This window comes from Microbacterium sp. NPDC006705 (assembly GCF_044903545.1).
GTDB lineage: Bacteria > Actinomycetota > Actinomycetes > Actinomycetales > Microbacteriaceae > Microbacterium > Microbacterium plantarum.
On record NZ_JBJDQQ010000007.1, the window covers coordinates 4,116 to 26,617 of the forward strand.

Below are 22,502 nucleotides of genomic sequence, written 5' to 3' on the forward strand. Positions count from 1 at the left end.
TAGCCCCCCCCCCCCCCCCCCCCCCCCCCCCCCCCCCCCCCCCCCCCCCCCCCCCCCCCCCCCCCCCCCCCCCCCCCCGCCGGCCACTTCCCTCCGGCACCCCGCGGTAGATCACCCGGGTGGTGCCGGGTGATCTACCATCCTGAGTGGGTCGAGCTGGTGACTTGACCCACTCGGACCTTCCGCTGGCCTGCCCGCAGACGATCGTCCACGCACCCGGTGGACCGATTGCGTCGCGGCGCTGCGGGCCCAACCGAGGATACAGAGAATGCTGAATTAACAGAACGCTGTACGCCGGGATGCGACGCCTTTTCGTCTGGTCTGTTGCGATCCATACCCTAGGGGGGTACGGTATACCCGTGAACGGTTACGAGGGCAACAAGGACGACCTGCAGAAGCGACTGCGTCGGGTCGAGGGTCAGGTGCGTGGGATCGCGCGGATGGTCGATGAAGACAAGTACTGCATCGACATCCTCACGCAGGTGTCTGCCGCGACGAAGGCCCTGGAAACGGTGGCGCTGTCCCTGCTGGGCGACCACCTAAGCCATTGCGTCGCTGAAGCGAGCGCCGAAGGCGGGCAGGTGGCTGCGGAGAAGATCCGTGAGGCCAACGACGCCATTGCCCGTCTCGTCCGTTCTTGATCACACACCGAATCCCTTGGAGGAGCACATCATGACTGACCGCATCGACCTCGGTCTGACAGACACCAACGCCGGCTGCGCCTGCTGCGCCACATCCGCAACGACGGACGCTCCCGCATCGACCGCCGCTGCCGTCACGGAAGACGTCCTGGTAGACGGGATGACGTGCTCGCACTGCGTGTCGAGCGTCACTGAGGAGCTGACCGCGATCGACGGTGTGGAGAACGTCACAGTTGACCTGAATGCCGGCGGTACGTCCCGCGTCACCATTCACAGCGCCGCGCCGATCGACTCTGACGCGGTGAAGGCCGCGGTCGAGGAGGCCGGCTACACCCTGGCAGGTAGCCCCGCATGAGCACGGTCGACGTCGAGCTCGATATCTCCGGGATGACGTGCGCTTCCTGTGCGACCCGGATCGAACGCAAGCTGAACAAGCTTCCCGGTGTGGAAGCGACGGTGAACTACGCCACCGAGAAAGCACGTGTTCGCGGGCACGATGTCGACCCCGCCACCCTCATCGCCACGGTCGAATCCGCCGGTTACCAAGCAGCCCTCCCCGCACCGCCGGCAACCGATGACCACGCCGAGGAGGCGCGCAGCTCGGAGGCCGACGAGGTAGGGGCGCTGCGGCGCCGGCTGCTGATTAGCACTGCACTGTCGTTGCCGGTGGCGGTGCTGTCGATGGTCCCGGCGTTGCAGTTCGAGTACTGGCAGTGGCTGGCGCTCACCCTCACCGCCCCGGTCGCGGTATGGGGGGCGTGGCCCTTTCACCGGGCCGCGGCGGTCAACGCCCGTCACGGCGCGGCGACCATGGACACTCTCATCAGCGTCGGCGTGATTGCCGCGTTCGGGTGGTCCCTGTACGCACTGTTCTTTGGCGAGGCAGGCATGCCCGGGATGACGATGACTTTCACCCTGATCGGCACCCCGCAGGCCGGCGGACATGAGATCTACCTGGAAGTCGCGGCGCTGGTCACCGTCTTCATCCTGGCGGGCCGCTATGCCGAAGCACACGCGAAGAAGTCATCGTCGGAGGCGCTGAGGGCGCTGCTGGAGATGGGCGCGAAGCATGCCACAAAGCTCGTCGACGGTGGGGAACGGTCGGTGCCGGTCGCGCAGCTCGCTGTCGGAGACACCGTGCTTGTCCGGCCGGGGGAGAAGGTTCCCTCTGACGGGCTGGTGATCGATGGTTCCTCCGCGATCGACGCCAGCATGCTCACCGGAGAGTCGGTGCCCGTCGAAGTGACCGCCGGTTCCCGTGTGGTCGGCGCGACGGTGAACGTGGGCGGTCGCCTCATCGTCGAAATCACCCGGATCGGGGCGGACACGGAGCTTGCCCGCATGCGACGGCTGATGGAGGAAGCCCAGACCGGCAAGGCCAAGGTGCAGCGCATCGCTGACCGCGTCTCTGCCGTCTTCGTCCCCATCGTCATCGGACTAGCCGTGGCTGCGTTCCTCGGCTGGACAATCGCCGGAGCCTCGCTCGAGCTGGCCTTCACCGCGGCGGTCGCCACCCTGATCATCGCGTGCCCGTGCGCCCTCGGTCTCGCCACCCCCACCGCATTGCTGGTCGGGACCGGCCGCGGCTCCCAGCTGGGCATCCTGATCCGCGGCCCGCAAGTGCTGGAGCAGACCCGCACAGTCGACACCATCGTGCTCGACAAGACCGGCACGGTCACCACCGGTCAGATGACCGTCACAAGCGTCCGCCCCGTGGCAGGTGTCACCCGGGACGAGCTGTTGCGCGTTGCGGCGGCGGTCGAGGCAGGGTCTGAGCACCCGGTCGCCCGTGCTGTCGCCGCTGCCGCCCCGGCGGTCACGTACGCGGACAGCTTCGTGTCGCACGCCGGGTTCGGCGTCCAGGGGATCGTGGAGGGGGCTGCGGTCGTTGCGGGCCGGGCGTCCTGGCTGGCCGAGCAGTGGGGCATCCACCCGCCGGCCGAAGCCGCCGCCGAGCTGAATGTTCTCGCGCGAACCGGTACCGCGATCGCGGTCGGTCGCGATGGGGAGTACCTCGGCGCGATCGGGGTGGCCGACACCGTGAAGCCGACCAGCGCCGCCGCGATTGCCCGCTTCCAGGCGCTCGGCTTGCGCCCGGTGCTGCTCACCGGCGACAACACCACCACCGCCGCACGAATCGCCGCGGAGGTCGGCATCCCCGACGTGCACGCCGAAGTCACTCCTGCTGGAAAGCTTGATGTGATCCGCCAGCTTCAGGACGACGGGCACGTGGTCGCGATGGTCGGTGACGGCGTCAACGACGCCGCCGCCCTCGCCGCCGCCGACCTCGGCCTGGCCATGGGCGGAGGCACGGACGCCGCGATTGCCGCCAGCGACATCACCATCGTCTCCGGCGACCTCACCGTCGTCGCTGACGCGATCCGCCTCTCCCGCCGCACCCTCGGCACCATCAAGGGCAACCTGTTCTGGGCGTTCGCGTACAACGTCGCCGCTATCCCGATTGCGATGGCCGGCCTGCTCAATCCTCTCGTCGCCGCAGCGGCGATGGCGTTGTCGTCGGTGTTCGTCGTGACCAACAGCCTCCGGCTGCGCCGGTTCCGACCCCACCCGGCACCCGCCCCTACGACCCCCGTTCCCGTGCCCCAACCGGCCTGACCCGTGCCGCCGCACCGGCGCACCCAGCGAAGGAGGCTTCAATGAGCCAGCACGACCACCACAACCACTCCGATCACCCAGACCACCACGCCCCGGCGACTGCCACCCAACACGATCACGCAGTGATGAGTCACCCGCGCAGCGAAGACGACCGGGCGCCCGCCGCGGGTCATTCCGGGCACGGTCATGCTGACCACGGCGGGCACGCCGGACACGGAGACCACGTTGCCCGGTTCCGACGGCTGTTCTGGATCATGCTGATCCTCGCGGTGCCCGTCGTGGGGTTCTCCACGATGTTCTCGATGCTGATCGGATACCCGCTGCCGGACGCGGCGTGGGTCGGATGGGTGTCCCCAATCCTCGGCACCGTCATGTACGTGTGGGGCGGCGCCCCGTTCCTTACCGGCGCCGTCAGCGAACTGCGCGCCCGCAAACCCGGCATGATGCTCCTCATCGCCCTCGCGATCACCGTCGCGTTCCTCGCCTCATGGGGTGCAAGCATCGGGCTACTGCACCACGAGCTGGACTTCTGGTGGGAGCTGGCGCTGCTGATCGTCATCATGCTCCTCGGGCACTGGATCGAGATGCGATCCCTCGCCCAGACCACCTCCGCCCTGGACTCCCTCGCCGCGCTCCTGCCCGACGAGGCCGAGAAAGTCGAGGGGGACACCACCGTCACCGTCGCCCCCGCCGAGCTGCAGGTCGGAGACGTCGTCGTTGTCCGCCCCGGTGGACGGGTACCCGCAGATGGCCGGATCGTGCAGGGCTCGGCCAGCATGGACGAGTCCATGATCACCGGCGAATCCCGCCCGGTTCGCCGCAGCGACGGCGACCAGGTCATCGCCGGCACCGTCGCCACCGACTCCGGGGTCAGGGTGGAAATCACCGCGGTCGGACAGGACACCGCTCTCGCCGGCATCCAGAAGCTCGTCACCGAAGCGCAGAACTCCTCATCCCGCGCGCAACGCCTCGCGGACCGTGCCGCGGGGTGGTTGTTCTGGTTCGCTCTCGGGGCGGCCGCGGTCACCGCCGCAGTCTGGACCCTGGTCGGGTTCCCCGATCAAGCGGTCATCCGCACCATCACCGTGCTCGTCATCGCCTGCCCGCACGCCTTGGGTCTGGCCATCCCGCTGGTGGTGTCCATCGCCACTGAGCGCGCCGCCCGCGGCGGCGTGCTGATCAAGGACCGCCTCGCGCTGGAGAGCATGCGCACCGTCGACACGGTCCTGTTCGACAAGACCGGCACCCTCACCAAGGGCACCCCCGCCGTCACCTCGGTCGCCCCGGCCGCCGGCATCGACGGAGACGAGCTTCTGGCGTGGGCCGCGGCCGCCGAAGCGGACTCGGAACACCCCCTGGCTCGGGCGATCGTGAACGCCGCGCAGGAGAAGCAGCTCACCGTCCCCACCGCCAGCGACTTCGAGTCCTCACCGGCCGTCGGTGTCCGTGCGCGGGTGACCGGCCGCACCATCCAGGTCGGCGGCCCCCACATGCTCGACCAGGAAGACGCAGCCGAACTGCCGGTCGCGGACGAGTGGCGCAAGGAGGGCGCGATCATCCTGCACGTGCTCGTCGACGGGCAGGTCGCAGGGGCATTGCGCCTGGCAGACGAGATCCGTCCCGAATCCCGCGCTGCCGTCGACGCCCTGCATCAGCGGGGTGTGCAGGTGGTCATGATCACCGGAGACGCCGAAGCCGTCGCCGCATCGGTCGCCGCCGACCTCGGTATCGACCGGTTCTTCGCCGGGGTCCGCCCCGAAGACAAGGCGTCCAAGGTGAAGGAGCTTCAAAGCGAAGGCCGCAAGGTCGCCATGGTCGGTGACGGGGTCAACGACGCACCGGCCCTCGCGCAAGCCGACGTCGGCATCGCTATCGGCGCCGGCACCGATGTGGCGATCGCGTCCGCCGGTGTCATCCTCGCCAGCGACGACCCCCGCTCCGTGCTGTCGGTGATCGAACTGTCCCGAGCCAGCTACCGCAAGATGAAGCAGAACCTGTGGTGGGCCGCCGGGTACAACCTCATCTCCGTCCCCCTGGCCGCCGGGGTACTCGCTCCCATCGGGTTCGTCCTGCCCATGTCTGTCGGCGCGATCCTGATGTCGCTGTCCACCATCGTCGTGGCCCTCAACGCTCAACTGCTGCGGCGCCTCAACCTCAGCCCGGACGCGGTTACCGACCGCTGACAGGAGTGTCGTACCGTGGAAGGAGGGAGTGACATGTCGCTGATCGCACTGACGGAACGGCTCCACGCCGGACGGTCGATGGCGCGCACCCTTCTGCTGCTCATCGCAGTGACCGCCGCGGTCATCGTCGGCCTGTTGGCCATGCACTCCCTCAACACCCACACCGCCGCCGACACCGGCCACCAAACCACCGTCGCCACCGCCAGTGCCACCCCTGAGGACCACCACTCCGGCAGCACCGCGACGGGCGAGCCGTGCGCGGACTGCGGTTCAGGCCACTCAGACATGCTCGCGATGGCGTGTGTGCTGGCTCTCCTAGCCACCGTGCTGCTGCTGGGCCGACTCCGCCCGAGCAAAGTGTCGTTGTCGCTCCTGCCGCGCCCGCAGCCACTCAGCGCCGCGCTTTCCGGTGGGCCGAGACTGCGGCCGCCCTCTCTCACCGTTCTCTGCATCAGCCGTACGTGATACGGCCGAGCCGGCGCACCCTGCCGGCCGGACCTCACCCACCTGTCGATCTGACCGGTGCTCGTTCACGTACCCCTGTATTTGGAGAACTCTGATGAAAATTCGTACCGCAGCGGCCGCTGCGCTCACCCTCGCCGCCGCCCTCGCCCTTGCTGGCTGCGCCGACGGCTCCGGCTCGCAATCCATGCCCGGCATGGACCACGGCAGCAGCTCGTCCCCGTCCTCATCGTCCACGGTGACCGCGGACTTCAACGACGCGGATGTGATGTTCGCGCAGATGATGATCCCCCACCATCAGCAGGCCGTCGAGATGGCCGACATGATCCTGAACAAGGAAGGCATCGACCCGGGCGTGCTCACCCTGGCCTCCGACATCAAGGCCGCCCAGCAGCCCGAGATCGACCAGCTGCAGTCCTGGTTGGACGAGTGGGGCGCCGACATGCCCGATATGGACAGCATGGAGGGCATGGACCACGGCGGCGGCATGATGAGCGAGGACGACATGGCCGCGCTAGAAGCCGCCACCGGCGCCGAGGCGTCCCGGCTGTTCCTCGAGCAGATGACGATGCACCACGAAGGCGCGATCGAGATGGCCCAAGACGAAGTCGACAACGGCCAGAACCCTGACGCGGTCGAGATGGCGCAGACCATCGTCGACACCCAGACCGCCGAGATTACCGAGATGCAGGAACTGCTCGCGCAGCTCTAACGCACCCCACCGGTGAGGACGCCCCGGTAGGGCGTCCTCACCCTGGAATCGAAAGGGTGCGAATGCGCATTCACCTGCGCGCGACGGCGAGCTTCGTCGCGCTCACCAGCTTGCTGCTCACCGGCTGCGCCGCAGCCGAACCGCCATCGACCGGCAGCGACCACACCGACACGGCGCTGTCTCACGTTCACGCGATCGTGCCCGCGCCAGACGATGACGGCTTCCTTCTCGGCACCCACGAGGGCCTCTACGCCGCCACCGCTGACGGGCAACTCGGCTCCCGCGTCGGCAGCTACGGCTTCGACGCGATGGGCCTCACAGCCGTCGATGACACCCTCGTCGCCTCCGGGCACCCCGGCCGGGGTACTCCGGCGGAGCTCGGGGAGGGAAACCTCGGCATCATCCGTAGTCGCGACGGCGGCACGACATGGGAGCCGGTGGCCTTCAAGGGCGAGAAAGACTTCCACGTCCTCACCGCCGGACCGGACGGCACCCTGTACGGACAAGAAACCGGTAGCGCCCAGATGCTGGCAAGCACGGACCGCGGCGCCACGTGGTCTCCCACGGGCGCAACCCTGCTGTCCTTCGCACTCGTCGTCGACGCCACCGGACGCATCATCGCCACGACGCCCGACGGGCCTCAGGTCAGTACCGACCAAGGGGCGACGTTCGGACCGCTGCCAGACAGCCCGATAATGTCCCTCATCGCTGTGTCCCCGGACGGCGAGCAACTGATCGGCGTGGGAAGCAAAGGCAGCTTGTGGAGGAGCACGACACGCGATCCATCGTGGCGAAACATCGGCACGGCGCACGGCTCCGCGCAGGCAATCGCCATTACCGACGCTGGCGACATCCTCATCGTCGACGACAGCGGACTCAGCCTGCTGCCCTCCACCTAGCCACCACTCATCGAAAGACCACAAGCCCCTCCGCCGATCCTCGACCTCGCTCTAGCGTGACCGCACCGGGGGAAGGCCCCGAAGAAAGGAAAGCCGCCATGACAGTTGCAGATCAAATGCTCGCCACCCACCCGAAAGTCGGTTTCGCCGCAGCACAGGACGCCCTTCTGCGCTGTATCGAGGCGTGCGTCGAATGCACCCAGGCATGTACCACCTGCGCAGATGCATGCCTCGGAGAAGACATGGTCGCGGAGCTCGTTACCTGCATTCGGAAGAACTCCGACTGCGCAGATATCTGCGCCGTCACCGGTGCAGTGCTTTCCCGCCAAACTACGCCGGATGTCGCGACAGTTCGCGCCTTGCTCGAAGCCTGCCGCACCGCCTGCGCGTCCTGTGCCGCCGAGTGCGAACAGCACGCAGACATGCACGAGCACTGCCGCGTGTGCGCCGAATCCTGCCGCCGCTGCGAGCAGGCATGCACCGACCTTCTCGCCGCTCTCTAAGTCGACCAGGTTCGCGTCGCCCAGTGAACACGACCTGCCATTGGCGGTCGCTGACGGGATGCTAGATGTCGCAATCGCCCCCCTGTCGCTCTCACCGCATCCGCTCCCATTCGAACAGGAGACGTCATGAGCTCGAACGACCACCACGACCCCCAGCAGAACGACCGAAGCGCAGCGACCGGCGATCACAGCCAACAAGGTCACTCCACGCCCTGGAAGATGTATCTGCGATTCGGGGCGATGATCCTCACCGGAATGGTTGTCATGTACTGGGTGATGTTCGTCGGCTCGTGGGAGTGGAGCCACGTCCGCTTCAGCGAAAGCCGCGTCTTCATGGCCCTGACCATGGGCGGCGCGATGGGGTTGGTCATGCTGGCGTGGATGCTCAACATGTACAAGAGCGTCAAAGCGAACATTGCCGTCGCTACAGCCAGCGTCCTGCTGCTCGCCGGCGGAGTCGCCCTTGACCGCAGTCAGATCACCGTGAACGACACCGCGTGGATGAACGCGATGATCCCCCATCACTCCCTCGCCATCACCCGCTCGGAGCGTGCGCAGATCCAGGATGTCCGTGTCTGCGAACTTGCCGCCGAAATCAGTGCGGCGCAGCGCAACGAGATCCTCGAGATGAACTGGCTCATCAACGACATTGCGAGCAACGGCATCGCTGGAACGCCAGAAGAGGCGCAGGCACGTCCTGCCCCAACGTTCGATGAGACAGCTCTGCGAGAGTGCCCCAAGGAGTAGCTCGTCCAGATCTGCATGACCCGAGTGCGGTCATGACCTAGGAGCGAGCGTCATCACGTTGGCTCCGCCGAAAACGATCGTTTGCGGCACGGGGTCGGTGTTCCTGGAATCGACCTCCCGAAAAATAGGGCCGTCTCGTAACCCTCTTTCGGGAGGTCGGTTTCGGGGCACAGTTTCGGTCCTGGCTTTGACCTTCGACCCGGCTCGAAGGTTTAGTGTCGGGCGCGTGCGTATCTCTGAGCTGTCCCGTCGCTCCGGCGTGCCGGCGACCGCCCTTCGGTTCTACGAGTCGGTGGGGCTCATCGTGGCCGCGCGCGCGGCGAACGGATACCGCGACTACGACGAGAGCGCCGTCGACCGGCTGACTTTCTTGCATGGGGCGAAACAGCTCGACCTGTCACTGCCCGAGATCGTCGAGTTGCTCGACGTGGTGGAGGCGGAGAGTTGCACTCAGGTTCGCGAGACCTTGCGGCCGAAGCTGGATGAGCGTCTGCGTGACGTCGACGAGCGGCTGGCGGTTCTGATGAAGCTTCGAGAGCGGCTGGTGGAGGCGACGGACCGGGTAACGACTTGTCCCGACAGCGGCGATCGCTGCCGGACAGAATGTGTGCTCGCGCGACCGGGCGCCTCATGTGTCACGGACCCGCTGACAGGCGGAGGGGACCGGTGAGGCTCGGCCCACTCGTCGAGTGGTGGGATCGCCGGCAGATCGCGCTCTACGTCGTTGCGATCGGGGTCGGTGCGACCCTCGGACTGGCAGCGCCACAGGTCGCGCCCGCTTTGGAGCATTCCATCGAGCCGGTGCTGATGTTGCTATTGTTCGCGACGTTCCTCGGTGTCCCCCTCATCGAGATCGGGCGGGCGCTTCGAGATATCCGCTTTCTCGGGACGGTCTTGGCCGCCAACTTCGTCGTCGTGCCTGTGCTCGCGTGGGGGCTATCTCGATTCGTAGCGGATGACCGGGGGCTGCTGCTGGGGGTGTTGTTCGTTCTGCTGACGCCGTGCATCGACTACGTGATCGTGTTCACCGGTTTGGCCGGCGGAGCTCGCGCGCGTCTGCTGGCCGCCGCGCCACTGCTGATGCTCGTCCAGATCGTTCTGCTGCCGGTGTTCTTGTTCTTGTTCGCCGGGGGCGATGTGCTCGCCGTGATCGACGTGGGGCCGTTCGTCGAGGCATTCCTGCTGCTGATCGTCCTCCCCCTTGCGGCCGCAGCGATCGTGCAGGCGGTCGCGCGACGACACCGCATCGGTCGCGCGTTAGAACAGGTGATGGCGGGTGCGATGGTCCCGCTGATGATGGTGACGCTGGCGGTGGTCGTCGGATCGCAGATCGCCGCGGTCGGCTCCCAGGCGCTGACGCTGCTGCGAGTGGTGCCGCTCTACATAGCATTCGTCGTAGTCGCTGTCGCGGCAGGCCTCCTCACTGCTCGATTCGCGCAGCTCGACGTTCCCCCCACTCGTGCCGTGATGTTCTCGGCGGCCACCCGGAACTCCCTTGTCGTGCTGCCACTCGCGCTAGCCCTGCCTGCCTCGTTGAGCATCGCGCCGCTTGCCGTCGTCACTCAGACGTTGGTGGAACTCGTCGCGATGGTCGTGCTCGTACGCTTGGTGCCCCGCATTGCTCGGCAGAGCGCTCCTACAGTGACGACCGACTGACCAGTACCGGCCCGGACGGCTCGATCAGTCTTGGAGAGCGGCCTCGAATCGCACGCGCTCCTCAGTTGTCGGGTCGGCGGCGAAGTCGCGGAACAGTGCCGCGTGTGACTCTTGTGCCTCGCCCCACTGTTCCTGTGTCTCGAACAGCCGGTGGTACATGTCTTCGAACTGGCCCTGCTGCGCGGCCGCTTCGGCGGCGACGGCCAGTCTGGCGACCTTGGTCATGACAGAACGTCGATGAGACGGAGGACTACGCCCGACTCGATCAGGATGTACAGGCCGAGCCCGATGAAAACGGCGGGCACGAGCCAATGCTCGATCTTCTCCAATGCCTCTGTGACGGTCTTGTTGGTGCCGACGAAGCGCGCGACGAGGCACCACACGGCGACGAGCACCAAGAAGACGATGATGGTGACGATGGTGTCCGGAACGGGGTTGGTGCGGAAGACCGGCGTGTAGAGGGAGATGTTGTCGGCGCCGTTGGCGATCGTGATGCCGGCGACTCCGAACAGTCCTCCTGCGCTGATCGCGCTGTCGTCGTCATCGTCGCCCCGGCGCCGGAGGGTTCGGATCAGGCCATAGACACCAATTGCGAGTGGGATCAGGCCCAAGAACCCGACCCATTCGTCCGGGACGATGGTGAGGCCGGCGGCGGCGATGACGCTGATCGCTACGAGAGCGATGAAGCCGAGGTATTGCCCTGCAACGACTTTCCATCCTGGAAGGGAGCCGCGCGTCGACGCGAGAAACAGCACCGTGAGGACAACGATGTCGTCGATGTTCGTGGCCGCGAACAGTCCGATGGCGGCCGCGATGGTTCCGATCATCGGGCATCACGCCCGTAGGTCTGGCACAGATCGACCTTGTAGCCGGTCGTGGCGAGGAGTCGCTCGGCGGCTTCCAGGATGTCGATGACTTCCGGAGTGGAAACGGAGTAAAAGTTCTGTCGACCTTCACTGCGGGCGACGACAAGTCCGCATTCGCGGAGGCATCCCACGTGCTCCGACACGGTTGACTGCGCCAACCCGAGCTCGTCGGTGAGGTCCCTCACCCGAGCCTCGCCCATCGACAGTCGCCGCAGTATCGACAAGCGACTGCGATCGGCAAGCGAGTGGAACAGCGATACAGCGGCGGTCATCTCAGTGGTCATCGTCACTCACCGATCATATCGGAGTTCGTCGATGAGATCTAAGCGTCCGGAAACGATCGTTCTTGGCATACCGTGCGCCGGTCGTTCGGAAGCGCTACCAGAAACGTGAGTCGATACCTGGGTTCCCGGTGATCCCGGAGTTCTCCCACATGCGCCGAGCCCGGTTCGAAGATGGCCGTCAACGGATCTTCCGCCGCGCATACAACTACGACATCCCACCTGGAAACGGGTCCGAGTCCGACTCGGGCCTGATTTTCGTGTCCTTCCAAGCCGACGTCGACACCCAGTTCACTCCGCTGCAGAAACGCCTCGACGAACTCGACCTCCTCAACGAGTGGACCGTCCCGATCGGTTCTGCGGTCTTCGCCATCCCACCTGGCTGCGCCGAAGGCGGATACATCGGGGACACACTTTTGAACTGAACCGGCAAACGCCGGGACGAAAAGCTGCCGCATCGCTTCTGAGGTGCAGGCAGGTGGGGCGTCACCTTTCCCTCCCGACGTCCCACGGTCGCCAGAGGTGGTGGTGCGCCGAAGGTGACCGGCCCGGGTGAGCGCGCACGGAAGTGCCGCCCACCCGGGCCACTCACACTCCGTCTTCTGTGGGTCTCACCCAGATGCTGCGTCCGACTCTTCGCCACGATCGAGTCTGCTGAGCTCGATGTTTCATCGGGTGTTCACTCACGAGCCAGCCCACGGCCCGACACGGCAGGTTTTCTGTATTGGTCCACGCGTCCCGTCCCATGCGGCGCGTTTTACTCGAGAGGCTTCCCCCACATGAAATCGTTCATTCGCCGACGGCGCGTCATCGCTGCGTTGGGCGCCACTGTGACCATGGTTGGCTTCGTCTCGATGAGCGCGTTGCCCGCCTCAGCGATGGCTGATGACCTTACTGAGAACGGCGGAGCCACCCGCAACGACGGCGACATGACCCAGTTGCTGCGGGACTCCATTGTTGACGGCCCCGCAAAGAACGTCATCCTGCTCATCGGCGACGGGATGGGCGACAGCGAGATCACGATTGCCCGTAACTACGCTGAGGGCGCTGCAGGTGAGTTCGCTGGTATCGACGCTCTGCCGTTGACCGGCCAGTACACGACCTACGCCCTGACGGATACGGGTGCGCCGAACTATGCGCCCGAGTCGGCCTCGACCGCGAGTGCGTGGTCTACCGGCACCAAGACCGTCAACGGCCGCCTCAGCGTCGACGTCGCCAACGCGCCGCAGGCCACTCTCCTGGAGATCGCTCGCGCGAACGGAATGAAGACAGGGAACGTCTCCACCTCGGAGATCCAGGACGCCACCCCCGGCGCCCAGGTCGCGCACATCTCCGCGCGTGGTTGCTACGGTCCCAACGAGACCAGCCAGCGCTGCGCTTCCGAGGCGTTGGAGAACGGCGGCCTCGGGTCCATCAGCGAGCAGATGCTCAACGTGCGTCCCGACGTGACGCTCGGCGGCGGTTCGGCTTCCTTCGAGCAGACCGCCAAGGCCGGCCCGTGGGAGGGAAAGACCCTTTTCGAGCAGGCGGAAGCCCGCGGTTTCCAGCTAGTCGGTGACGCCGCGAGCCTCGATGCGGTCACCGTCGCCGATGCGGATCAGCCCCTGCTGGGACTCTTCACCGAAGGTAACTTCCCCGTCCGCTGGCAGGGTCCCGTGGCGACCGACCTCACCTCGGGTGGTTCCCTGCCCGCCGCAGTGGCCTGCACGGAGAACCCCGACCGTCTCGCGAGCGACCTCTCGCTCGGATCGCTGACGGAGAAGGCAATCTCCCTGCTGGACGGCGAGGACGGATTCTTCCTCCAGGTTGAGGGCGCGAGCATCGATAAGCAGGACCACGCCGCCAACGCGTGTGGGCAGATCGGCGAGACGGTCGACCTTGACGAAGCAGTGCAGGTCGCTCTCGCCTTCGCCCAGGAGCGCAAGGACACCCTCGTCGTCGTCACGGCAGACCACGCACACACCAGCCAGATCGTCGGCTCGCCGATTCCCGGCCTGAACACGCACCTGCTCACAGCAGATGGCCAGGAGATGATCGTCGCGTACGGCACCTCCGCCCAGGGCGGATCGCAGCAGCACACCGGAGCGCAGGTGCGGATCGCCGGCTACGGCCCCGGCGCTGCGAATGTGGTGGGGCTGACCGATCAAACCGACCTGTTCTTCACGGCGGCAAACGGCCTGGCCCTCGAGCGCAATCTTGCGTCGCTGTCGGCCAACGCCACGATCTCCGCGCCGGCAGAGGTGCAGCCGGGTGCCACCTTCTCGGTCACCGCGGCTGGGCTCAACGCGGACTGGCAGACCGACGCCACCTTGGCGTCTGAGCCTGTCGACCTTGGCGCGCGGGATGTTCTCAACGGCACCGTGACCTACGAAGTCACCGCGCCGATGGAGGCGGGTGCTCACTCCGTGACCCTCACCGGCGCCCAGACCGGGACGGTTCTTACCGCGCAGTTCGCCGTCACGGACGCCGCGCCGGCGAACCCGACGCCGGAGCCGCTGCCCACCGAGACCGGTGCCGCAGCAGCCGGTGGCAGCAGCAACACCAACAACCCCCTGGCCCGCACGGGCGGGGCGCTCCCGATCGGCTTCTTCGTCGCCGGCCTCCTGGCTGTCACCCTGGGTGCTCACCTGGCATCCCGCCGTCGCCGCCGCACGGTCTGATCCCTTCGCGATGCCGGGAACCTCATTGGGAGGTTCCCGGCATCGTCGTATCCGGGTGTGTGCCCCCGGCTGCGCCCCGGATCTTGTCCGCGATCTGGAGCTCTCCCGCACCAACGTCTCCAACCGCCTCCGCCGCCGTCGTTCGCACGCGCCGCTTCCGGCGCATACACCGCAACTGACATTCACGCGCGCGGGTAAGCTGTAAGAGATGGTCTCCTCGGCCCGGACTCCGCGATCCGTGATGCTGAGTGAGCGTCTGCTGATAATGCGTTTCATTACCAGTGTCGGTTTGGCATTGCTTCTGATGATGGGGATCGCGGCGGCTAGCCATCTTGAAGGTAAAGGAACCGCGCCGGTTCCCCTAGTGATCAGTGCTTTGGTGGATCCGCACATCGACCCCGCCGCGCCGGACTCGGAGGTCTCGGTGATTGCCGAGGTAACGCTCCAACCTGACGCGCTGGCAGGAGTCGCTCTGTGTGTTCTGGGCGTACTGTGTGGCCTCGTCTTTTTGGTGCTGGCGAGGTTGATGTGGCGCTCCCGTCCTCCTTCTGTGCCTGAGTGGCAGCCGCTTCACGCTTTGTCGCTTCTTGCTTCTCCTGCTCGCCCGCGTGTGAGCGCTCTGTCTCTTCCTCAGTTGGGTCTTTCCCGAACCTGAAATCCGGCACGCCGCCTGTCTGGGCGGCGCTCGTCCCGGGCTGTGCCCGGGTTCTGTCCTGTGCCGTGTGAAGTGTTCGGAGTACCCGATGAAAACCCCTGTCAAAGCGACGTTGATCGCCGTCGCGGTCGCCGCCCTGCTGGTGCTAGCCGCAATCATCTATGCCCTCGTCAACCGGAGTCCGGCCGCACCGCCGGAGGGAGGCGCCGGCCCGGGGACCCTGTCAGTGGTCCGGGAGAGCTCCCACGTCCTCGACGACGGCGGCCCGGAGGCGGTGACCGTGGTGGAATTTCTCGACTTCGAGTGCGAGGCGTGTGGCGCGTTCTACCCGATCGTCGAAGACCTGAGGGGACAGTACGCGGGGGAAATCACATACGTGGTCCGCTACTTCCCGCTGCCCGGGCACTTCAACTCGAAGAACGCGGCGATCGCGGCAGAGGCCGCTGCAGGTCAGGACCGTTTCGAGGACATGTATCACCGGCTTTTCGAGACGCAGGCGGAGTGGGGCGAGGCACAAGAGTCCCGCGCTGATCTGTTCCGCAGCTTCGCCGAAGAACTCGGGCTGGATATGGCAGCGTATGATGCCGCGGTCGCAGACCCGGCCACGGCAGAGCGAGTGGAGCTGGACTTCAACGAGGGCCGCGCGCTCGGGGTGGGCAGCACGCCAACTTTCTTCGTCGACGGCGAGTTGCAGGAGCTGCAGGAGTGGGGTGACCTGGAAGCCGCGATCCAGGCCGCGGTGAACGGCGAATCCTGATGCCCGCGGGGTTGTCGCACCGGCGAGTGATCATCGTCGGCGCCGGGCAGGCCGGTCTTGCCGTGGCCGCCGCGTTAAGCGCGAAAGGGCTGCGGCCGCAACACGAGTTCGTGGTAATTGACGCTGCGCCGGAAGGTCAGCGTTCGTGGGGGTCCCGGTGGCATTCGATGATGCTGCTCAGCGATGCCCGGCACAGCAGCTTGCCGACGCGGCGATTGCCGGGGGATCAGCGGCGGCATCCCCGGGTCGACGAGATGGTCGACTACCTCAGGTTCGTCGAGGCGGGGCTTCGCGTGGAGACGGTCTGGGGCATCCGTGCGGTCGGCGTGGAGCATCGCGGCAACGGGTCCACGTTGCTGCTGGCCACCACGGCGGGGGAGGTGCAGACCCGCAACGTGGTGTGCGCGACCGGCGCCGCTGCGCATCCGCGGGTGCCGAAGTGGGCGTCAGGACTGACCGTTCCCGGTGTCGTGTTGCACAGCAGCGACTACCTGTACCCGCGGCAGATTCCCACGAGTGATGTGCTGATCGTCGGCGGCGGCAACAGCGGGGTGCAGCTGGCCCGGGAGCTCTCCGCGTCGCACAGAGTGACGCTTGCAGTCCGGAAACCCCGCCGTCTCCGGCCGACTGCCGGGTACACGGCAGCGGCGGGGGAGAGCGTGTCATGGCTGTCGCGTGAGCGGCGCGCCGAGCCGGTATTCGGCGATAGCTACGAGCAGCTGCGCCGCGCCGGGGTGACCCTTCGCCCGGCGGTCACCGCCGCGGCCGGGACGACGGTGAGCTTCTCGGATAGCAGCCAGGCCCAGCCCGGTTCGGTGATCCTCGCCACCGGCTACCTGCCCGGCGACGGGTGGCTCCCGGATGCGGCGCGCAAGGACACATCCAGGCGCACCCTGACCGGGATGCCGGGACTGTTCGTCGCGGGCATGCCGCAGTACGGCGGCCGCGGCGCCGACACCATCGCCGGTGTCTGGCGGGACGCCACCACAATTGCTCACCACATCATCCACCGCCCCTGAAGGAGCACCGTCCATGAAGAGAACACGCACACCCTGGTCTCGCAGAACCGCTTCTCCCGTTATCGCCGGTCTGACGGCGCTGCTCGCGGCCAGCGGACTGCTGCTGGCCAGCGCGGTCCCCGCCGCCGCGCACGACAATCTGATCTCCTCCACTCCCGAATCCGGCTCGACGGTCGGCATCTCCCCGGCGGAGGTCTCCCTCGCTTTCAGTGGAGAGCTGCTTACCGCGACCAGCGCCGTGGTGATCGAGGTGACCTCCCCGGACGGGCGGAACATCGCTGAGGGTGAACCGGTCGTCGACGGAACCACCGTCACCCAGGCGCTGGAACCCGAGACCTCTGCGGGCGTGTTCACCGTGCTGTGGCGGGTGGTCTCCAGCGACGGGCACCCGATCAGCGACCAGTACACGTACACGGTGGAAGCCGCCACCATCCCTACCAGTACCCCGAACCCCATGGCAACGACGGAGCAGGCCGCCGGACCGTCTCCGACCGCCACCATCGCCGGCACGGCCGGGTCGGATGTGCACACGGGCCCCTCCGGCGGTGGGGAATTCCTGCCAGTCGTGGCTGTGATCGGCGGAGTGGTCGTCTTCGGGGGTGCGCTGGTGGTCGTGCTGATGGTGGGAAGGGAACGTCGCCGCCGCGACCGGGCTGCTGCTGCGGCGGCCGGGGCAACGGGGAACCCAAATGAGACGGGGCAGGCACCCGAACGCCCCATCGACACGTGAACCTGGGCCGGGGCCGAGCCCCTGCATCCGAAGGAGAACATCATGAAATGCCCCGTCGACGCCACCGACCTGCTCATCGCCGATCCGGCGTGGAGATCGAATACCGCCCGCAGTGTCATGGCGGCTGCTGCACTGCGGGAAGCTCGACAAGTTCATACACCCGGAGCTTCACCCCCGGACGAGGCCAGGACGATTACGGCAGGGAGCGGGATCAGCATGGCCGCACGAGCCGCCGCAAGCGGGAGGGATTCGTCGGTGAGTTCTTCGGCTTCTGACACGGCACCCCCGAGAAGACCCGCCCAGGCCCGCCGGTTCGCGGTCGCTAGCGTCACCGCGGGCGTGGTGGTGCTGATTGACCAGGCCAGCAAAGCGGCGGCCCTGTCCGAGCTGAGCGAGACCGATCGCATCCCGCTGTTGGGCGACGTGTTGGGGCTGCAATTGGCCTTCAACCCAGGCGCGATTCTCGGCCTAGGGTCAGGAGCCACCTGGCTGCTCACCCTGCTCGGCGTGGCCGCGACCGTGGTGCTGTTCATCGCTGCGTTGCGAGCCCGCACCGAATGGTGGGCCGCCGGCATCGGGTTCATCCTGGGCGGCGCACTCGGGAACGTGATCGACCGGATGCTCGCCCCGCCGGGCTTCGGACGCGGATACGTGACCGACTTCCTCGCCTATGGGAATTGGTTCATCGGCAACCTCGCCGACGTCGCCCTCGGAATCGGAGTGCTGATCCTGGCAATCGGGGTCTGGGGCAGCCACCGCGCCACCACCCGTAGCGACGCCAGCGCGCACCTGGGATCGAACTCATCGGTGGGTGGGCTGTGACCGACAACAAGCGGATGCCGTCCCTGTACCAGCGCAACGCTCTCGCACCAAGCCTGCTCGCAGCAGCGGTGCTATTCCTCGCACCGCTGCTGCAGGGCGGTGACTGGTACCTGGTGCCGCTGTTCGTGGCAGCGATCCTCGCTGTCATTGTCGGCTGGTTCGCGATCCAGGCGCGGCAGTGGTGGTGGGCGCCGGTATTCGCGTCGATCGCGGTGCTGTGGAACCCGGTATTCCCGTTCCCGTTCAACGGGCCGGTCTGGACCGCCGCGCAACCGGTCGCCGCGATCGTGTTCCTGGTCGCCGGGGCGATGATCAAGGTCAGACGCGCATGAGACGCCCCACGCCGTTCATCGCTGCGCTGCTGCTGACAGCCGTCGCGCTCACCGGCTGCACCAGCAACGACACCCTGGCCGAGCAGTACCGGGACGGGAACGAGAAGGGCTACATCGCCGGCGATTTCCAGGTCGTCGAGATCCCGACCGCCGACCGGGGTGAGCGGGTGGTGTTCGAGGGCGTCACCGAGACCGGGGAGACGGTGTCCAGCGACGACTACCGGGGCGGGGTGCTGGTGGTGAACTTCTGGTACGCCGCGTGCGGACCATGCATCGTCGAGGCGCCCCTGCTCGAGGAAGTGTGGCAGGAGTACCAGGATCAGGGCGTCGCGTTCCTGGGCGTGAACACCTACGACCAGCCCGCCACCGCCCTGTCGTTCGCGCGGGACAACAACGTCACCTACCCGAGTGTGATCGACGTCAACGACGGGCGCGTCAAGCTTGCGTTCGCGCAGGTCACCCCCATCCAAGCCACCCCCACCACCCTCGTGCTCGACCGGGACGGGCGGGTTGCGGCACGGGTCATCGGGCAGCTGGCCAGCGCGTCCATCCTGTCCACTCTCGTTGACGACGCCCTGGCGGAGTCCTCATGAACCCCGGTTCGGTGGTCGTGGACGGCGCGCTATGGGTGGCGCTCCCTCTCGCCGTGCTCGCCGGGCTGGTCTCGTTCGTCTCCCCGTGTGTGCTGCCGCTGGTTCCCGGCTACCTTGGCTACCTTGGCGGCGCCGCCAGCGCCCACAGCCCCACATCGACGTCGGCCGCTGGAGCGAGCACCACGGCGGGGGAGCGGAGGCGGCTGCTGGTGGGGGTGGCGTTGTTCATCGGCGGGTTCACGGTGGTGTTCGTCACCGTCACGATCCTCGGCGGCACGTTCGGGTTTCTGCTGCTGCAGTACGCGAACATCCTCACTCGCATCTTCGGGATCGTGATCATCCTGCTCGGGTTGGTGTTCATCGGGTTCTTCGGTATCTCCCAGCGCACCCTCCGCCCCCGCATCCGGGGTCGCGCCGGCCTGATCGGCGCGCCCCTGCTCGGGTTCGCGCTCGGCGTCGGCTGGACCCCCTGCATCGGCCCCACGCTTGCGGCGATCCTGTCGATGTCGTGGAACCTCGGCGACCCCGCCCGCGCCGGGCTGCTCGGCCTGGCGTACTCGCTCGGATTAGGCATCCCGTTCCTGCTGCTCGCCCTCGGCTGGGGGTGGGCGTCCCGCACGGTCGGGTTTCTCCGCCGCCACATCCGCGCCCTGAACATCATCGGCGGCAGCCTGCTCGTCCTCCTCGGACTCCTCATGGTGACCGGGTTATGGACGGCGCTGATGTCCGCCCTGCAACAGGTGGTGATCAATGTCCCCCTCCCGCTCTGACACCACCAGGGAGAACCCGATCGACCCGCTTCGTCCCGGAGACCACGCGGACTCCGACGGCCCCAAGATCATCCAGCCCGCGCTCGGTCTGGCGGGGTGGCTGCGGTGGGCGTGGCGGCAACTGACCAGCATGCGCACCGCCATCGTCCTGCTGCTGTTCCTCGCGATCGCCGCCGTCCCTGGCTCGCTGTTCCCGCAGCGCAGCGCCGACCCCAACGGTGTAATCCAGTGGGAACGCGACAACCCTGACGTCTTCGCCCTCGCGGACGCGGTCGGCCTGTTCGACGTGTACCTGTCGCCGTGGTTCTCCGCGATCTACCTCCTGCTGTTCACCTCCCTCATCGGCTGCGTCATCCCCCGCGCCCGCCACCACTACAAGGCGCTCCGCTCCCAGCCCCCGCGTACCCCCGCCCGCCTGTCCCGCCTCTCCGACTACCAGGAGGCGACCCTTCCCGCTGGCCAGGCTTCCGACCCTGTCGAACAGGCGATCGGGGTGGCTCAGCGGCAGCTGCGCCGGGCCGGCTACCGGGTGCAGCGGTACGACGGCCGCGGCTGGGTGTCGGTGTCGGCCGAACGCGGCTACCTCCGCGAGACCGGCAACCTGCTCTTCCACGTCGCCCTGGTCGGTGTGCTCGTCTCCGTCGCGGTCGGCGGGTCGTTCGCATACACCGGGCAGCGAGTCGTGGTGGAGGGCACCACGTTCGTCAACGCGCTCAGCGACTACTCCTCATTCAACCCCGGCCGATTCATCGACGGCACGGGCCTTGCCCCCTACTCACTCACCCTCGATGACTTCCAGGTCTCCTACCGACTGCCCGGCACCCCCGGCGCGGGGCAGGCCGGCGACTTCGCCGCCGATGTCACGATCCGCCAGCCCGGACAAGACGACCAGGCGCAGAGCGTGGTGGTGAATTATCCGATCACCGTCCAAGGCGACCGCATCTATCTGCTCGGCAACGGGTATGCCCCCACCCTCACCGTCCGTGACGCGGCGGGGGAGGTGGTGTTCAGCGAGTCGCAGCCGTTTCTGCCGCAGGACTCCAACATGACCTCGCTGGGGATCATCAAGATCCCGGACGGGCTGCCCGAGCAGCTCGGCCTGGTCGGGTTCTTCTACCCCACCCAAGGGGTGCTGCCCTCCGGGGCGTTCACCTCGATCTACCCCGACGTCATTAACCCAGTGATCACCTTCAACGTGTTCAGCGGGGACCTCGGCATCGACGACGGCACACCCCGGTCGGTGTACACGCTCGATGTCAACGGGCTCACCCAGCACACCGGCGGCGACACCGGCCTCGACTCCCTGGAACTGACCCTCGGCGACACGGTGGACCTGCCGAATGGATGGGGAACGGTCACGTGGGAGATCGCAGGCGACACCGATCCGGTGAAGCGGTTCGCGTCGCTGCAGATCCAGCGCGACCCCAGCAGCGGCTGGGTGCTCGCGTTCTCGATCCTCGCCACCCTCGGGCTGTTTGCCGGCCTGTTCGTGCCGCGCCGCCGGCTCTGGGTGAAGGCCCGGCTCAGCACGGAGGGTGTGCAGGTCGAGTACGCCGGACTTGCCCGCGGTGAGGATCCTGCCCTCTCCCGAGCCGTCACCGACTTCGCCGCGCAGCACGCGACCGCCTACGCGGTCGAGACCGCGGAGGGGGAGCGGTGAACGAGTGGATTCCTGACACTCCGCCGACCCTGCTCGGGTTCCTGACACCCGTGCCGCTGCCGTTCCCGGTCCTACCCACTCTCGCCGCGCTCCTGGCCGCCGGGTACCTGATCGGCGCGATCCGGCTGTGGACGCGGGGGCGTCGCTGGCCCGTGTGGCGCACCGTCAGTTTCCTGCTGGGGTGCCTCCTCCTGGCGGCGGTCACCGGGCTCGGAGTCGAAGCGTACGGGTATGCGCTGCTGTCGGTGTTCATGTTCCAGCAACTCTCCCTGATGATGGCGATCCCGCCGCTGCTCGTACTCGGTTCCCCCGGCACCCTGCTGCTGCGCGCCGCTCCGCACCACGGCGCCGGCCGGTTCGTCCTCCGCGCAGCCCACGCCGGCCTGCGCAGCCGGGCCGCGCGGTGGGCACTGAGCCCCTGGGTAGCGCTGCCGCTGTATCTGCTTGCGTTCTACGGGCTCTACCTCGCCGACTTCGCCGACCGCATCCTCGCCACCCCCCAAGGGCACATCACCCTCGAGATCGCGTTCCTGGTAGCGGGGATCCTGTTCACCATCCCGGTGCTCTCCGCCGACCCGCTGCCGGTCCGGCTCAGCCACGGCGGCCGCGCTCTCGACGTGTTCGCCGAAGCCGCGCTACACGCGTTCTTCGGCGTGTTCCTGATGATGGCCACCAGCCTGCTCGTGGACCACTTCGCCGCGCCTACGCTGGCGCTGGGGATTGACCCGATCGAAGACCAGCGGGTCGCGGGCGGGCTCGCCTGGTCCTACGGCGAGGCCCCCACCCTACTGATGCTGATGTTCGTCATGCACCGGTGGTTCCGCGACGACACTGCCCGAGACGCCGCCGCCGCCCGGTACGCCGACACCCACGGCGACCCCGAGTTGGACGCCTACAACACCTACCTCGCCACCCTCCGCCAGAAAGACACCTGACGG

At 67.3% G+C, this 22,502-nt stretch carries 25 protein-coding genes and 1 pseudogene; 23 read left to right on the top strand and 3 right to left on the bottom strand.

Translation table 11 applies throughout. The annotated features are described in order from the left end of the window. The first annotated feature begins 359 nt into the window (after positions 1-359). The 11 genes from ACI2K6_RS16425 (at position 360) to ACI2K6_RS16475 (ending at position 10,419) form a co-directional block, all read left to right on the top strand. Positions 360-641, top strand: a complete 282-nt coding sequence (locus tag ACI2K6_RS16425; protein ID WP_071044151.1) for a metal-sensitive transcriptional regulator — start codon at positions 360-362, stop codon at positions 639-641. Between the two features lie 31 nt (positions 642-672). Beyond that, positions 673-996, top strand: a complete 324-nt coding sequence (locus ACI2K6_RS16430) for a heavy-metal-associated domain-containing protein (protein ID WP_269268761.1) — start codon at positions 673-675, stop codon at positions 994-996. Then, positions 993-3,257, top strand: a complete 2,265-nt coding sequence (locus tag ACI2K6_RS16435) for a heavy metal translocating P-type ATPase (protein WP_404568990.1) — start codon at positions 993-995, stop codon at positions 3,255-3,257. The genes ACI2K6_RS16430 and ACI2K6_RS16435 overlap by 4 nt, the downstream gene beginning before the upstream one ends. A 41-nt stretch (positions 3,258-3,298) precedes the next feature. Next, a complete protein-coding gene (locus ACI2K6_RS16440; RefSeq protein ID WP_404568991.1) occupies positions 3,299-5,440 on the top strand; it encodes a heavy metal translocating P-type ATPase in 2,142 nt (713 codons plus the stop codon). A gap of 33 nt (positions 5,441-5,473) precedes the next feature. Continuing rightward, positions 5,474-5,905, top strand: coding sequence for a DUF6153 family protein (locus ACI2K6_RS16445; RefSeq protein ID WP_404568992.1), 432 nt, complete (start codon positions 5,474-5,476; stop codon positions 5,903-5,905). A 94-nt stretch (positions 5,906-5,999) separates the two neighbouring features. Then, positions 6,000-6,614 carry a DUF305 domain-containing protein gene (locus ACI2K6_RS16450; protein WP_404568993.1) on the top strand — a complete coding sequence of 205 codons (615 nt, stop codon included), beginning with the start codon at positions 6,000-6,002 and terminating at the stop codon, positions 6,612-6,614. Between the two features lie 62 nt (positions 6,615-6,676). Further along, positions 6,677-7,513 (top strand): F510_1955 family glycosylhydrolase, encoded by an 837-nt coding sequence (locus ACI2K6_RS16455; RefSeq protein WP_269268766.1) that lies wholly within the window; start codon positions 6,677-6,679, stop codon positions 7,511-7,513. 98 nt (positions 7,514-7,611) lie between these two features. After that, the gene (locus ACI2K6_RS16460) at positions 7,612-8,016 is read left to right on the top strand and encodes a four-helix bundle copper-binding protein (protein ID WP_269268767.1); all 405 of its coding nucleotides are present in this window, start codon (positions 7,612-7,614) and stop codon (positions 8,014-8,016) included. A gap of 126 nt (positions 8,017-8,142) precedes the next feature. Continuing rightward, positions 8,143-8,763, top strand: a complete 621-nt coding sequence (locus ACI2K6_RS16465) for a DUF305 domain-containing protein (RefSeq protein WP_269268768.1) — start codon at positions 8,143-8,145, stop codon at positions 8,761-8,763. Between the two features lie 226 nt (positions 8,764-8,989). Then, a complete protein-coding gene (locus ACI2K6_RS16470) occupies positions 8,990-9,433 on the top strand; it encodes a MerR family transcriptional regulator (RefSeq protein ID WP_210006398.1) in 444 nt (147 codons plus the stop codon). After that, complete coding sequence (locus ACI2K6_RS16475; protein WP_210006397.1) at positions 9,394-10,419, top strand: arsenic resistance protein; 1,026 nt, start codon at positions 9,394-9,396, stop codon at positions 10,417-10,419. Before ACI2K6_RS16470 ends, ACI2K6_RS16475 begins: the two co-directional genes overlap by 40 nt. A 24-nt stretch (positions 10,420-10,443) precedes the next feature. Here the strand turns inward: ACI2K6_RS16475 and ACI2K6_RS16480 are convergent, their stop codons facing one another. Genes ACI2K6_RS16480 through ACI2K6_RS16490 form a run of 3 tightly spaced genes read right to left on the bottom strand, consistent with a single transcriptional unit; the run spans position 10,444 to position 11,569 of the window. Continuing rightward, entirely contained in the window at positions 10,444-10,644 is a 201-nt protein-coding gene (locus ACI2K6_RS16480) for a hypothetical protein (protein ID WP_404568994.1), read from the bottom strand. Continuing rightward, positions 10,641-11,246 carry a cadmium resistance transporter gene (locus tag ACI2K6_RS16485; protein WP_114587653.1) on the bottom strand — a complete coding sequence of 202 codons (606 nt, stop codon included), beginning with the start codon at positions 11,244-11,246 and terminating at the stop codon, positions 10,641-10,643. Before ACI2K6_RS16485 ends, ACI2K6_RS16480 begins: the two co-directional genes overlap by 4 nt. Next, positions 11,243-11,569, bottom strand: coding sequence for a helix-turn-helix transcriptional regulator (locus tag ACI2K6_RS16490; RefSeq protein ID WP_210007729.1), 327 nt, complete (start codon positions 11,567-11,569; stop codon positions 11,243-11,245). Before ACI2K6_RS16490 ends, ACI2K6_RS16485 begins: the two co-directional genes overlap by 4 nt. A gap of 119 nt (positions 11,570-11,688) precedes the next feature. Here ACI2K6_RS16490 and ACI2K6_RS16495 point away from each other — a divergent pair. The 12 genes and pseudogenes from ACI2K6_RS16495 to ACI2K6_RS16550 form a co-directional block, all read left to right on the top strand. After that, a pseudogene (locus ACI2K6_RS16495) lies at positions 11,689-11,991 on the top strand (Dyp-type peroxidase); the annotation flags it as partial. Between the two features lie 354 nt (positions 11,992-12,345). Further along, positions 12,346-14,226 carry an alkaline phosphatase gene (gene phoA / locus ACI2K6_RS16500; protein ID WP_269268770.1) on the top strand — a complete coding sequence of 627 codons (1,881 nt, stop codon included), beginning with the start codon at positions 12,346-12,348 and terminating at the stop codon, positions 14,224-14,226. A gap of 208 nt (positions 14,227-14,434) precedes the next feature. Then, complete coding sequence (locus ACI2K6_RS16505) at positions 14,435-14,881, top strand: hypothetical protein (protein WP_162815388.1); 447 nt, start codon at positions 14,435-14,437, stop codon at positions 14,879-14,881. Between the two features lie 88 nt (positions 14,882-14,969). Beyond that, positions 14,970-15,638 (top strand): thioredoxin domain-containing protein, encoded by a 669-nt coding sequence (locus ACI2K6_RS16510; RefSeq protein ID WP_114587702.1) that lies wholly within the window; start codon positions 14,970-14,972, stop codon positions 15,636-15,638. Positions 15,639-15,664: 26 nt separating this feature from the next. Then, positions 15,665-16,657 carry an NAD(P)/FAD-dependent oxidoreductase gene (locus ACI2K6_RS16515; protein WP_269268771.1) on the top strand — a complete coding sequence of 331 codons (993 nt, stop codon included), beginning with the start codon at positions 15,665-15,667 and terminating at the stop codon, positions 16,655-16,657. Positions 16,658-16,670: 13 nt separating this feature from the next. Further along, on the top strand, positions 16,671-17,387 hold the full coding sequence (locus tag ACI2K6_RS16520) for a copper resistance CopC family protein (protein WP_269268772.1): 717 nt from the start codon (positions 16,671-16,673) through the stop codon (positions 17,385-17,387). 339 nt (positions 17,388-17,726) lie between these two features. Then, positions 17,727-18,209: a signal peptidase II gene (locus ACI2K6_RS16525; RefSeq protein WP_269268773.1), complete on the top strand. Its 483-nt coding sequence runs from the start codon at positions 17,727-17,729 to the stop codon at positions 18,207-18,209. 14 nt (positions 18,210-18,223) lie between these two features. After that, positions 18,224-18,541 (top strand): DUF6804 family protein, encoded by a 318-nt coding sequence (locus tag ACI2K6_RS16530; RefSeq protein ID WP_404568995.1) that lies wholly within the window; start codon positions 18,224-18,226, stop codon positions 18,539-18,541. After that, positions 18,538-19,134 (top strand): TlpA disulfide reductase family protein, encoded by a 597-nt coding sequence (locus ACI2K6_RS16535; RefSeq protein WP_269268775.1) that lies wholly within the window; start codon positions 18,538-18,540, stop codon positions 19,132-19,134. Before ACI2K6_RS16530 ends, ACI2K6_RS16535 begins: the two co-directional genes overlap by 4 nt. Continuing rightward, the gene (locus ACI2K6_RS16540) at positions 19,131-19,904 is read left to right on the top strand and encodes a cytochrome c biogenesis CcdA family protein (protein ID WP_114587698.1); all 774 of its coding nucleotides are present in this window, start codon (positions 19,131-19,133) and stop codon (positions 19,902-19,904) included. Before ACI2K6_RS16535 ends, ACI2K6_RS16540 begins: the two co-directional genes overlap by 4 nt. Next, on the top strand, positions 19,885-21,564 hold the full coding sequence (locus tag ACI2K6_RS16545; RefSeq protein ID WP_114587697.1) for a cytochrome c biogenesis protein ResB: 1,680 nt from the start codon (positions 19,885-19,887) through the stop codon (positions 21,562-21,564). The genes ACI2K6_RS16540 and ACI2K6_RS16545 overlap by 20 nt, the downstream gene beginning before the upstream one ends. Next, positions 21,561-22,499: a cytochrome c oxidase assembly protein gene (locus tag ACI2K6_RS16550; RefSeq protein ID WP_269268776.1), complete on the top strand. Its 939-nt coding sequence runs from the start codon at positions 21,561-21,563 to the stop codon at positions 22,497-22,499. Before ACI2K6_RS16545 ends, ACI2K6_RS16550 begins: the two co-directional genes overlap by 4 nt. Positions 22,500-22,502: the final 3 nt, after the last annotated feature.